The organism is Pseudomonas sp. zfem003, from assembly GCF_032621675.1.
Classification (GTDB): Bacteria; Pseudomonadota; Gammaproteobacteria; order Pseudomonadales; family Pseudomonadaceae; genus Metapseudomonas; species Metapseudomonas otitidis.
In genome coordinates, this window is record NZ_JAVYJG010000001.1 from 694,328 (window position 1) to 706,775 (window position 12,448).

The window sequence follows — 12,448 nt, forward strand, 5'->3', positions numbered from 1 at the left end:
CCTCAGGCTGCGTGGCGCACCCCGTCACGCGGCGCACGCTCCAGCCTCAGCACCCGCCCGGATGACCGGGCGCGGCCCCGCACCATCGTCCACCCCACCACCAGGCTCGCCAGCAGCGCCAGCCCCAGGTGCGCAACCCCCATGGCCGGGCTGCCCCAGGCACACAGCAGCACACCGAGCCCGGACGCCAGCCGTGCCTCACCGCGCAGGCCACGGGCCAGGGCGGGGATCGCCCGGACCGAGCCGCCCGGCAACCGGCGCCAGGCCGCCACCAGCCCCGATCCGGACAGCAGATCCGCCAGCACCAGCGCGTAGGCCAGCAACGCCGCCCCCAGGCCGAAGGCCGCGGAGAGCACCAGCCGCAGGGACGGGTTGTCGAACTGCCAGGCCTCACCCCCCAGGGGCTGCCAGAACGCCATGACCAGCAGCGCCACCGCGCTCACCATCAGCAGCCGCACGCGATGGCTGCGGCCAGCGGCCAGCAGCACGGCCGCCACCAGCCCCACCAGCAGCAGCCCGTCCAGTGCCAGGGCGTGCCAAGGCGGCACTGCCAGCGGCCCCTCCAGGTGGAAAGGCGCCAGCGGCAGGCCGGCGAGAAAACCGATGGCGACGAGGAAGGTGGCCAGGGCGACCAGCCAGCTGGTCAGGCCGAGGGAAACGGCGGCGATGCGTCCGGAGAGGGTGTCCATGATGTCGGTCCTTGATGGCCGGTGGCGGATGGTTACAGCCTGCACCGCCCCTGTATCCGTACTGTGGCTGCCGCCGCTCAGTTTGTTTCAGTACGGTAACTGCCCGCCTCCAGCAGTTCGCCCAGCAGCGTATGCAAGCGGGCCTGGTCCAGCGGCTTGGTCAGCATCGCCCGCACGCCCTGGGCGCGCACGTCCTCCTCCACCAGGCTGTCGCTGAAGCCGGTGTAGAGCAGGATCGGCAGGTCCGCACGGGCCGCCAGCAGGCGCCGCGCCAACTGCATGCCGGTCAACCTCGGCATGCTCTGGTCAAGAATCACCAGGTCCCGCGCGTAAGGGTCGGCCCCCAGGTGCAGGCTGGCCTGCTCCGGGTCGCTGAACAGCTGCACCTCCAGCCCCCAGGTGGCCAGCAGGTCACTCATGAACTCGCCCACCAGCGGGTCGTCGTCCACCACCGCCACCCGCCCCTGCAAGGCCGCACGAACCGGAACATGCTCCGCCGGGCAGCAGGCCATCCCCTGCGGAAGCTGCCCGTCCTCGTGGGCCGGCAACAGCACGCGGAACACCGCCCCCTGCCCCGCGCCACCCTCCAGCAGGATGTGCCCGCCGTACTCATGGACAATGCCGTGGACCATGGACAAGCCCATGCCACTGCCCTGGCCGCTGGCCTTGGTGGAGAAGAACGGCTCGAACACCTGCGAACGCAGGCCCGCATCAATGCCCGGGCCGCTGTCGCTCACCGTCAGGCTGACGAAGGGCCCCGCCACCCGCTGCTGGCAGGACGCGCACACGCCATCGCCCAGGTGCTGCCGCTGCAGCTCGATGCGCAAGCGCCCGACACCGCCCATGGCGTCCCGGGCGTTGATACAGAGGTTCATCAGCACCTGCTCCAGCTGCACCGGGTCCGCCAGCACCGGCGGCAGATCGGCCGCCAGGTGGGTCTCCAGCTCGACGGTGGCCGGCAGGGTGGATTCCAGCAGGCGGATGAAGCTGCCCAGCAACCGGTCCAGCGCCGTCACCTGGGGCGTACCCCGGCTGCCACGGCTGAAGGTCAGCATCTGCTGGATCAGGTCGCGGGCCTTCTCCGCCGAACGCTGCACCCGTGTCAGGTACTTGCCCAGGCGCCCGTCGCGCAGGGACTCGGCATGCTCCTGCGCCATCACCGTGTAGCCCAGCATGCTGGTCAGGAGGTTGTTGAAGTCGTGGGCAATACCCCCGGTCAGGTGCCCGATGGCTTCCATGCGCTGGGCCTGGCGCAACTGCTGCTCCAGGCGGGTCTTCTCCTCCTCGGCCTGGCGCCGCTCGGTGATGTCGCGCAGGTAGCAGATGTAACGAGGGCCTTCGTCACCATTCACATGGGTCAGGGCCAGTTCCGCCGGGAACTCCTCGCCGGAGGCACGGCGCGCCACCACTTCCAGGCGCTTGCCGAGGAAGCTGCCGTTGCCGGTCTGCGCGTAGCGCTCCAGGTCCTGTTCGTACATCACGTGGAACCGCTCGGGGATGATCAGCTTCAGCAACCCTCGCCCCAGCGCCTGGTCCCGGGCGATGCCGAAGCAGCGCTCGGCAGCCGGGTTGAAGGCCAGGATGCGCCCGGCGCCGTCCATGCTGATGAAGCAATCCAGCGCCGTGTCGGTGATGGTGCGGTGCTGCAGTTCGCTGGCCCGCAGCGCCTGCTCCGCCTCCTTGCGCTGGGTGATCTCGCGGCAGAACACCAGGATGCGGTCCACCCCCGAAAGGGTCACCCGCTTCAGGGTCACATCGTCCCAATGCAGGCTGCCGTCGCGGTTGCGCCGGTGCCACTCGAACCGCTGCGGCTCGCCCGCCGCCGCGCGGGCCAGGAAGCCCGCAGCCTGGCGCCCGGTGTAGGGTTCGTAGCCGGCGCTGAAGGCATCGATGTCCAGCCCGATCATTTCCTCGTAGCTGTAGCCGACCGTCGCGCAGGCACGCGGGTTGGCATCCACCAGCGCTCCGGTCTCCACATCCAGCACCAGGATGGCGTCCTCGGAGCCGGCGAAGATCGCCCGGTAGCTGGCCTCCGCCTCCAGGCGCTCGATCTCCGCCGCCGCCCGTACCGAGAAGATGCGCAGCACCGACTCGGCGCGCTCGCGCTCCTTCATCGGGCCCAGGCGGCCAGCGGCGATCAGCCCCAGCGGCCGGCCATCGGTGGCAAACAGCGGGTAGCCGGCGTAGCTGTCGACCCCATAGGCACGGAAGACAGCGTCATTCGGGTACAGCGCCTGCAACCCGGTGCCGACGAAATGAAAGGCCCGTCCCTGCACGTCGCCGCAGGGTGAACCGCTCAAGGGGTAGGTCGAGTTGGCCTGCAGCGAGCCGTTGTAATACATCGCCAGGGTGGTGAGCTTGTGCGGTCCCTCGTCGCTGATGCGGCTGACGAAGGCGAAGTCGGCCCGGAGCGAGCGCACCATGTAGCGGGCGATCGCCTCGAACACCTCGTTACCGGTGGCCGCCGAAATCCCCAGGGCCACGTAGCGCAGCACCTCCTCGACGCTCTTGCGCGAACTGATGTCGGTGGAGATGCCGCACACCGCCGTGACCCGCCCCTCCGCATCGAACAGCGGGAACTTGCTCGACAAGTAGGTGCGCACCACGCCGTTGAACGGCAGGCGCTCCTCGAACTCCTGCTCGCGACCCAGTTCCACCACCTTCTGGTCATTGGCCCGCAGCACATCGGCCAGCTCGGCCGGGAAGAACTCATGGTCGACATGCCCGATGACCTGCTCGGCAGTGACCTTGAACACCTGCTCGAACGCCCGGTTCACCAGGCGCAGGCGCCCTTCCAGGTCCTTCACGTAGATGACCGCGCTGCTGTTGTCGACGATCTGGCGCAACTGGTGTTCGGCGGCGCCGTCGAACAGCGGGCGGTGGGCCGTCTGGCTCATCGGAAGGCCTCCAGGAGCCTCTTGGGTGAACGGAGTATAGAGAGCCGCCCCGAGGGATTTCAGGGGGTACAACGCGGTTGAAACAATTGAAACAAACGGCGGCCTGGCGCCGAGCAGAAGCACCAGGCGCGGGGTCAGCTCGGCACGAACATGTACCCCACCCCGCGCAGGGTGCGGATCACCTGGGGTTTGTCGGGGTCGGTCTCGAGCTTGCGGCGGAGGCGGGCGATGCGGATGTCGATGGAGCGGTCGAAGGGGTTCCAGTCGCGGTTCTGGGTGAGGTTGAGCAACTGGTCGCGGGACAACGGCCGGTTGGGCCGTTGGGCGAAGGCCTGGAGCAGGTCGAACTCCATGGCCGTGAGGGGAATTTCCGCGCCCGAGGCGTCGAACAGCTGGCGGCGCTCCAGGTCAAGGCGGCAGGCGCCCAGTTGCAGGCGGGTATCGGGTTCGACGGGGGCAACGGCCTCTGCCACGGCAGCGGACGCCGGGGCGCGCTGGTAGCGGCGCAGCACGGTCTTGATCCGGGCCAGCAGTTCGCGGGGGTCGAAGGGCTTGGCCACGTAGTCGTCGGCACCCACTTCCAGGCCGATGGTGCGGTCCACGGCGCTGCCGGCGCCGGAGACCATGATCACCGGCAGGTCGTGGTGCTCGCGCAGGTAGCGGGCGAGGCTCAGGCCGTCCTCACCGGGCAGGCCGACGTCCAGCAGCACCAGGTCCGGCAAGCCGGCTGCCAGGGCCGCGCGCATGCTGCCGCTGTCACAGGCCGTCTCCACCTGGTAGGCGTGGCCGCCCAGGTAGTCCTGCAGCAGCTCGCGCACCTCGGCATCGTCGTCCACCACCAGAATCCTCACCGGCGCCACCATGGTCCTCGCTCATCCCTTTGGTTGGAATCGCGCGACTATAACGCGGCGCCGGGTCGGCGAGCAGTCCCGCCGTGGGGCGGAACTGCGGTCAGCGCGAGGCCTTGCGCCTCAGGGCGGCCGGGGTGAAGGCCGCGTCACCGGGGGACGGCTGGCTGAAGTCGACGGTGCCGGGCTCTTCGTTGTCCAGCCACTGCACGCCGTAGCGGCGGGCCTGGAGGTCGTGGAAGGTGTCCAGTGCGGTCCACACCGTGGGCACTTCGTAGAAGTTTTTCAGGTAGGCCATCGACACCCGCCAGAGGTCGCCCCGGCCGTCGTACTGGTCCACCACTGCCGCGCCCCAGCTGTCCTCGTCGAGGAACAGCGTGCGCCGTGAGTAGATGTGCCGGGCGCCCGGCTTGAGCTTGCCGTCCACCACCCACACCCGGTGCAGCTCGTAGCGGGTGTACTTGGGGTTGATGTGGCCGGGCTGCAGCAGGTCCTTGTACTTCACCTCGGGGCTGGTGACCTTGTAGTTGTTGTAGGGGATGTAAATCTCCTGCTTGCCCACCAGGGTCCAGTCGTAGCGATCCGGCGCGCCGTTGTACATGTCAGTGTCATCGGCGGTGCGCAGGCCGTCGGTGGACTCGATGGGCGTGTCGTAGGCCAGGGTCGGCGCCCGCCGCACACGGCGCTGTCCGGGGTTGTAGCCCCAGGCCTGGCGTGGCTCCTTGACCTGGTCGAGCATCTCCTGCACCAGCGCGCCGTTGCCGGCCAGGCGCGCCGGGGCGGTGGTGAAGCTGAGGTAGTAGAACAGGGTGTTCTGCAGGCCCGCGTAGCTGCCCTTGGGGTCGTAGAAGCGGAACAGCGCCTCGTCCTCGGAGGTGACCAGGGAGTAGGCGCCATTGCGCTGCACGCCCGCCTCCGCCGAGCGCCGCACGATGTAGGTGCCGCGATAACGGGTGATGTGGTTCCACACCGCCTCCAGGCCGTTCTGCGGGATCGGGAACGGCACGCCGCCGTAGGCGTCGGCAAAGCCATTGCCGCCGTTGAGCAGCTTGGCACTGGTGGCGTTGCGGCGGATGTTGTCGTAGACCCACTGCGGCGCCGAGCCGGAGCGCCGGGTGGCGTAGACCGGCATCTGGAAGGTCTCCGGGTAGGCGTTGAACAGCGCCACCTGGCCCGGCGTCAGGTGCGCCTTGTACTGCTCCAGGTTGGCCTTGGTGATGGTGAACTGCGGGGTATCGCCGGCGAAGGGGTCGACATGGTGCTGGCCGGGCCCCTTGTAGCCGGCCGGGGCCTGGGTCAGCCCGCCGGCCCAGGCGGGAATGGTGCCGGCGGCGTTGCCGGCCTTCTCGGCGCCGAAGGGGGTCAGCCGGTTGTCGAGCGCGGCGGCCTGGTCGGCCGTCACGGCGGCGCCGGCCTCGGAGGTGATGGTTGCTAGCACGCAGGCGGCCAGCAGCAGCGAAGGTTTGCTCAGCATGGGGGTCTCCCTGTCAGGTGACAGCCCGGCCACGGCCGGGCGCGTGGTCAGAACGAGTACTTGGCGGTGAGCGAGACGTTGTCGCGGTCGCGGGTGCTGTTGTTGCGCCCGGCGCCGTAGTACTCGGTGTACTGCAGGCCCACTTCGAAGCTGTTCAGGTAGCTGGCGTCCACGCCGATGGTGTGAGCCTTGCGCCCTTCGATGAAGTTGCCGGTGCGGTCCGAGTTGCCCTTGAAGTCGTGCTGGAACACCACGTAGGGCGAGAGCTTCACCCCGGCATAGACGTCGTTCCAGCTACCGGACAGCAGCAGCGTGTAGCCGTAGCTGTCGCGGCTGATCTGGTCGCTGTCGGTGGTGCGCTCATCCTCATAGGCCTTGTCGGTGGCGCTGGTGAACCTGCGCACCGAGCCGTCGAAGGCGGTGTACTTCAGGCTGCTGCCACGGATGTGCTGGGACGCCAGCTCGGCCACGCCGATCACCGAGTCGAAGCTCAGCGCCGGTCCGAAGTTGTAGAGGGTGGACAGGGAGGTGTTGTAGGTCTCGGCACGCTCGTAGTTGTCGAAGATCGAACTGCGGCAGAGCTGCTTGCCGGATACCTGGGCGCAGGCGGCATTGCCTGCGACGCTGGCGTCGTAGATGTTGGTCAACCCGTTGACCCCCTGCCCCAGCAGGTCGCTGAGGAGGTCGTCAGTGGCGGCGATGGCGATCGGCGCGTTGGGGCGATAAGCGATCTCGCCGGACACCGAGGCATCCCCCACCGTGGTGTTGAAGCTGAAGCCGTACATGCGGATGTCTTCGACATAGCGCCGCCGGGCCTGGGCATTGCTGGCCATGTCCAGCGTTGCCAGCCCTGGGCCGGCCGGCCCGAAGCCTGCCAGGCCAGCCATGTCCACACCGTTGTAGCCGGTCAGGTCGATGGCGATCTGCGGCTCCTTGGCGTGGTAGTTGACGAAATAGAAACCGAACTCGGTGGAGTTCAGCTCCTCCGCCATGTAGCGGAAGGCGACGCCGAACTGACCGCTGTCGTCCGCCTGCAGGTCCTTGCCGATATTGGCGACCTTGAAGGTCCCGTTCTCCGCGTTGACGTAGGCATTGGGCCCGTAAGCGCCATTGCCGATGGCACCCGCCGCTACCGCCAGGGGGTGCAGGCCCATGATCGCCAGCAGGTCGGGGTTGGCCGTGGTGGTGTACGCCGTATGCCCGCCATCGGCGAACAGGTCGGTGTCGGAGAAGTAGGTGCCCACCGGGTCCAGCCGGGTCTCCTTCCACTTCCACTGGTAGAAGGCCTCCATGGACAGGTTGTCGGTCAGCCCCAGGTTGAAGCTCAGCGCCTCCATCGGCACCAGCACTTCCTTCAGCTCCGAGCCAGGCAGGTGGAAGCGCGCCGCATCCACCGGGTTCACGGTGTTCACCCCACCCCGGTAGAACACCCCCTCGCCCCAGTTGATGACCTGGCGTCCCACCTTGGCGCCCAGGGGCATGTCGCCCACGTCCCAGTTGCCGAACACGTAGGCATCCAGCACCTCGGCCTTGCGCCCGGCCACGTGGCGGGTGCCCTGGGTGAAGCGGTCGTCATCAGGGAAGGACTGGCTGGGCCGCTCCACGCCACCGGTGGTGCCGTAGTAGTCGTTGCGCTTGTCCATGATCTGGCTGTCGTAGTACGCCGTGCCGCGCACGAAGGCGCCGTAGTTGTCGTACTTCAGCGAGAGGTCGGACGTGGCCTTGTACACCTCGGAGACCAGCCCGGTATCGAAATTGCGATTGCCGTCGTCGGCGTTGATGTCGCTGATGTTGTCCTTGTCCCGCCCCTGCACCCGCCACATGGCGCCGTAGGACAGCGTGGTGTCGATGGAGCCGGTGAGCTGGTTGTCCAGCAGGCTGAACTCCACCGCCTGGGCCGAGCCCGCCACCAGCAGGGGCAGCAGCCCCCAGGCGACGCCAGCGGGCCCTGATCGATGGGGTGCGACAGGATTGCGGATGAACCTCTTCATAGCGACGTACCTCCCTTGACGGCCAAGATTTCGGGCCGGCTCTGCGTCCGGTCCTGTTGTTGTTCTTCTCTCGGCTGCGGAACGGCGTCCGGGCACACGGGCAGGCCTCGGCATCGCTCTCGCAGGTGTCCATCCTCGTCGCGGGGGGTGCACGCCGGCGACGGTCACGCTGTTCTTGTTGTTGGAGCGGGGAGCGAATCTGGTACGAAAGTGCAAGTACGGTAACAAAGTATGTCCGAGCCTGCCAATACGCCAGTCATCCGCCCAACCAACAGCCGGGCAGTCGTCATTCGGGGAGGGAAATCACAGGCGCCTCGGGCGCGACGGGCCTGGCCCGTGGGGAGGGACCGCCCGGCGGAACCGGGCGGCGAAGGCGGTCAGCGGACCTCGAAACGCTTCTCGGCGAGCAGCCGGTCACCCTGGAACACCATGAAGTGCCAGGCACCGGGCACCACTTCGTGGGTCTCGGTGAACTCGTAGGCCATCACGTCCTGGGGGGCGCCCGGGGCCATCTTCTGGATCACCTCGAACTTGTCGTGGCGCTGGCCGTCGGGGGTGGTCACGCCCGGGGTGAGGTACAGCAGAGTCAGCGGCGTGTCGTTCTCGCGCTTGCCGACCAGGGTGTAGCGCAGGCCGAACTTGGTGCCGAGCCGGGCGGGCACCACCTCGGTCTGCTGGATGCTCTGGTCGCTGCTGGTCAGCACGCGCTCGCCGGGCTTGAAGTCCTGGTAGCGGCTCTCGAACACGCCGTATTCCACCGGCCCGTCCACCCGGACATCGGCCCAGGCCGCTCCGGACGCCAGGCCGAGGGCGATCAGTGCACTCAGTCGGGTTGCTTTCATGTCGCGCTCCTTGGTTGGGATGGCGGCAGGCTATGACACGTTCATGACCGACTGATGACAGCTTGCCGACCGCCCTCCTCCCCAGCGCCAGCCGGCGACGACACGGGCGTGATGCCCGCGCCGCCGCCCGTCCTCAGGGCATCACCGGCGGGATGTAGGCCAGGGTCCGCCCCAGCGCCCAGAGCATCACCAGCACCAGGGGCGCATGCACCAACAACTGCACGAAGGAGAAGCCGATCAGGTCACGCGCCTTCAGCCCCAGCACGCCCAGCAGCGGCAGCATGTAGAAGGGGTTGATCAGGTTCGGCAGCGCCTCGGCGGCATTGTAGATCTGCACCGCCCAGCCCAGGTGGTACTGCAGGTCGTTGGCCACCTGCATCACGTAGGGCGCCTCGATGATCCACTTGCCGCCGCCGGAGGGGATGAAGAAGCCCAGCACCGCCGAGTACACGCCCATCAACAGCGCGTAGGTGTCGTGGCTGGCGATCTGCACGAAGAAGGTGGAGATGTGGTGCGCCAGGGTCTGGCCGTCGCTGCCGTTCACGGTGGTCATCAGCGCGGCGATGGAGCCGTACAGCGGGAACTGGATCAGCACCCCGGTGGTGGTCGGCACCGCCCGGGCAACAGCGTCGAGGAAGCTGCGCGGGCGCCAGTGCAGCAGCGCGCCAGCCATGATGAACAGCAGGTTGTAGGTGTTGAGGCCGGAGATGGCGGTGATCGCCGGCTTGCTGGCGAACTCCTGGGCCAGCCAGCCGCCGGCCAGGGCCACCAGCAGGATGATCAGCAGCGGGCTGTGTTCCAGCCACTCCCCCGGACGGGTCGGCTTGGCCTGGCGCGGCGCGGTGAAGCTCGGGTCCACCCCGCAGGCCTTGGCGTCACGGGCATTGGCAGCGCTCGGCGCGGTCATGTAGGCCACCACCAGGGACACCACGATGAGCGCCAGCAGCATGACCCCGGATTGCCAGAGGAAGATCGTCTCGGTGAACGGAATCACCCCGGTGATCGCCAGGATCGACGGCGGCAGGCTGGCCGGGTTGGCCTGCAACTGCGCCGCCGACGACGACAGGCCCAGCGCCCACACGGCGCCCAGGCCCAGGTAGGCCGCCGCACCGGCGGCGCGGTAGTCCATCTTCAGCTCCTCCCGGCGTGCCAGGGCCCGCACCAGCAGGCCGCCGAACACCAGGGACAGGCCCCAGTTGAGCAGCGACGCGAGCATGGACACCAGCGCCACCCAGGCCACTGCCGAGCGGCCGTTCTTCGGCACCCGCGCCAGGCGGTCGATGAGTTTCGACGCCGGCCCGGAGCTGGCGACCACATAGCCGCCGATGACCACGAAGGCCATCTGCATGGTGAAGGGAATCAGGCTCCAGAACCCGTCGCCGAAGGCCTTGGCCGCCTGGCTGGCAGGCGCGCCCATGGCCAGCACGGCCAGGGTCACCAGCATCACGGCCGCGGCGGCGAAGACCCAGGAATCGGGGAACCAGCGCTCGGCCCAGGCGGAGCACCGCATGGCAAAACGGGCGGAGCGGCTTTCTTGGAGTTGCGTGACCATCGGTCTACCTCACTGTTGTTCTTGTCGGCCAGGCATGGAGGGCACCGGCACTGGATAGGGGTGGAACGGCTCGGGGGTCTGCGCCCCCTGTAGGTCTGAAACGACGACACCACGCCAGGGCGTGGTACGTCCCGCCCCGCGCAGGTGCGCGGAGCGTTGCGTGAACAAGCGTGTAGCCAGGCCGACCGGGGCGTCGGCCCGGCAGAGGATCAGCGCTCGATGGCCAGGGCCACGCCCTGCCCGCCGCCGATGCACAGGGTTGCCAGGCCCTTCTTCGCATCGCGCTTGATCATCTCGTGCAGCAGGGTCACCAGCACGCGACAGCCGGAGGCACCGATGGGGTGGCCGAGGGCGATGGCGCCGCCGTTGACGTTGACCTTGCTCGCATCCCAGCCCAGCTCCTGGCCCACGGACAGGGCCTGGGCGGCGAAGGCTTCGTTGGCTTCGATCAGGTCCAGCTCGCCGAGGTTCCAGCCGGCTTTCTCCAGGCAGCGGCGGGTCGCCGAGACCGGGCCGATGCCCATGATCGCCGGGTCGACACCGGCACTGGCGTAGCTGGCGATGCGTGCCAGCACCGGCAGGCCGAGGGCCTTGGCCTTGTCGGCGCTCATCAGCAGCACGGCAGCGGCGCCGTCGTTGAGGCTGGAGGCGTTGCCGGCGGTAACGCTGCCGTCCTTCTTGAACGCCGGCTTGAGCTTGGCCAGGGACTCGGCGGTGGTGCCGGCACGGGGCTGCTCGTCGGTGGCGAAGGCGATGGGCTCGCCCTTCTTCTGCGGGATCAGGATGGGGGTGATCTCATCCTTGAAGCGCCCACCTTCGATGGCCGCGCAGGCCTTCTGCTGGGAGGCGGCGGCGAAGGCGTCCTGGGCTTCACGGCTGATACCGTACTTTTCCACCAGGTTCTCGGCGGTGATGCCCATGTGGTAGTCGTTGAAGGCGTCCCACAGGCCGTCCTGGATCATGGTGTCCACCAGCTTGGCGTGGCCCATGCGCAGGCCTGTGCGGGCACCGGGCATCACGTAGGGGGCGAGGCTCATGTTCTCCTGGCCGCCGGCGATCACCACCTCGGCATCGCCACAGCGGATGGCCTGGGCGGCGAGGTGCAGGGCCTTGAGGCCGGAGCCGCAGACCTTGTTCAGGGTCAGGGCCGGCACGGCGTGGGGCAGCCCGGCGAGGATGGCGGCCTGGCGGGCGGGGTTCTGGCCGGAGCCTGCGGTGAGCACCTGGCCGAGGATGACCTCGTCGACCAGGGCCCCGTCGAGGCCGGTCTGGGCCAGCAACTGGCGGATCACAGCAGCGCCCAGCTCCGGCGCGGGGATGTTGGCCAGCGAGCCCTGGAAGCTGCCGACGGCGGTACGGGTGGCGGCAACGATGACGACGTCTTGCATGTCGATTCCTCCTCTCGGCCACGCCACGACGGACCTGGCCGGTCAATAAAAAACCGCCCCGGGAACCGCCATGCGTGGTGGTGGCGCGTCGGGGCGGCAGGGTAATCAGAAGCTCATTTCGATCACATCGTCCGGCACCACCAGCGGGCCGGCGGTCTTGGCGACGATCTCCTCCACGCTCACCCCGGGGGCGCGCTCGCGGAGGATGAAGGTACCGTTCTCGATCTCCAGGTAGGCCAGGTCGGTGAGCACCTTGCGGATGCAGCCGCACCCGGTCAGCGGCAGGCTGCAATGGCGCAGCAGCTTGGACTCACCGTCCTTCGATGCATGGGTCATGGTGACGATGATGTTGTCGGCACCGGCCACCAGGTCCATCGCGCCGCCCATGCCCTTGACCAGCTTGCCGGGGATCATCCAGGAGGCGATGTTGCCGTTGACGTCCACCTCGAACGCGCCCAGCACGGTGAGGTCCACGTGCCCGCCGCGGATCATCGCGAAGGACTCGGAGGAGTCGAAGATCGCCGCACCCTTGACCGCCGTGACGGTCTGCTTGCCGGCGTTGATCATGTCGGCGTCCACTTCCGCCTCGGTGGGGAAGGCGCCCATGCCCAGCAGGCCGTTCTCGGACTGCAGCATCACTTCCATGCCCTCGGGCACATAGTTGGCCACCAGGGTGGGGATGCCGATCCCCAGGTTCACGTAGTAGCCGTCCTTCAGTTCGCGGGCCACGCGCTGGGCCATCTGTTCGCGGGTCAGTGCCATGTCGG

At 68.3% G+C, this 12,448-nt stretch carries 9 protein-coding genes; all 9 read right to left on the reverse strand.

Translation table 11 applies throughout. From position 1 onward, the window contains the following. Window positions 1–2: 2 nt before the first annotated feature. The gene (locus RTK35_RS03205; protein WP_316907365.1) at window positions 3–689 is read right to left on the reverse strand and encodes a hypothetical protein; all 687 of its coding nucleotides are present in this window, start codon (window positions 687–689) and stop codon (window positions 3–5) included. Window positions 690–766: 77 nt separating this feature from the next. Continuing rightward, window positions 767–3,586 (reverse strand): PAS domain S-box protein, encoded by a 2,820-nt coding sequence (locus RTK35_RS03210; RefSeq protein ID WP_316907366.1) that lies wholly within the window; start codon window positions 3,584–3,586, stop codon window positions 767–769. A 134-nt stretch (window positions 3,587–3,720) separates the two neighbouring features. Continuing rightward, the gene (locus RTK35_RS03215) at window positions 3,721–4,437 is read right to left on the reverse strand and encodes a response regulator (protein ID WP_316907367.1); all 717 of its coding nucleotides are present in this window, start codon (window positions 4,435–4,437) and stop codon (window positions 3,721–3,723) included. A gap of 100 nt (window positions 4,438–4,537) precedes the next feature. Then, entirely contained in the window at window positions 4,538–5,908 is a 1,371-nt protein-coding gene (locus RTK35_RS03220; protein ID WP_305832502.1) for a DUF1329 domain-containing protein, read from the reverse strand. 47 nt (window positions 5,909–5,955) lie between these two features. Next, window positions 5,956–7,899, reverse strand: coding sequence for a DUF1302 domain-containing protein (locus RTK35_RS03225; protein WP_316907368.1), 1,944 nt, complete (start codon window positions 7,897–7,899; stop codon window positions 5,956–5,958). A gap of 377 nt (window positions 7,900–8,276) precedes the next feature. Further along, the gene (locus RTK35_RS03230) at window positions 8,277–8,741 is read right to left on the reverse strand and encodes a DUF3859 domain-containing protein (RefSeq protein WP_044414022.1); all 465 of its coding nucleotides are present in this window, start codon (window positions 8,739–8,741) and stop codon (window positions 8,277–8,279) included. 133 nt (window positions 8,742–8,874) lie between these two features. Next, window positions 8,875–10,293, reverse strand: coding sequence for a short-chain fatty acid transporter (locus RTK35_RS03235; RefSeq protein WP_044414025.1), 1,419 nt, complete (start codon window positions 10,291–10,293; stop codon window positions 8,875–8,877). A 209-nt stretch (window positions 10,294–10,502) separates the two neighbouring features. Next, on the reverse strand, window positions 10,503–11,681 hold the full coding sequence (locus RTK35_RS03240; RefSeq protein WP_316907369.1) for an acetyl-CoA C-acetyltransferase: 1,179 nt from the start codon (window positions 11,679–11,681) through the stop codon (window positions 10,503–10,505). A 105-nt stretch (window positions 11,682–11,786) separates the two neighbouring features. Further along, window positions 11,787–12,443 (reverse strand): CoA transferase subunit B, encoded by a 657-nt coding sequence (locus tag RTK35_RS03245; protein WP_044405779.1) that lies wholly within the window; start codon window positions 12,441–12,443, stop codon window positions 11,787–11,789. Between the last annotated feature and the right edge of the window lie 5 nt (window positions 12,444–12,448).

Coding starts and splice junctions, on each gene's coding strand:
- RTK35_RS03205 (WP_316907365.1), bottom strand. CDS start 689: ATGGACACCCTCTCCGGACGCATCGCCGCCGTTTCCCTCGGCCTGACC.
- RTK35_RS03245 (WP_044405779.1), bottom strand. CDS start 12,443: ATGGCACTGACCCGCGAACAGATGGCCCAGCGCGTGGCCCGCGAACTG.
- RTK35_RS03210 (WP_316907366.1), bottom strand. CDS start 3,586: ATGAGCCAGACGGCCCACCGCCCGCTGTTCGACGGCGCCGCCGAACAC.
- RTK35_RS03230 (WP_044414022.1), bottom strand. CDS start 8,741: ATGAAAGCAACCCGACTGAGTGCACTGATCGCCCTCGGCCTGGCGTCC.
- RTK35_RS03235 (WP_044414025.1), bottom strand. CDS start 10,293: ATGGTCACGCAACTCCAAGAAAGCCGCTCCGCCCGTTTTGCCATGCGG.
- RTK35_RS03220 (WP_305832502.1), bottom strand. CDS start 5,908: ATGCTGAGCAAACCTTCGCTGCTGCTGGCCGCCTGCGTGCTAGCAACC.
- RTK35_RS03225 (WP_316907368.1), bottom strand. CDS start 7,899: ATGAAGAGGTTCATCCGCAATCCTGTCGCACCCCATCGATCAGGGCCC.
- RTK35_RS03240 (WP_316907369.1), bottom strand. CDS start 11,681: ATGCAAGACGTCGTCATCGTTGCCGCCACCCGTACCGCCGTCGGCAGC.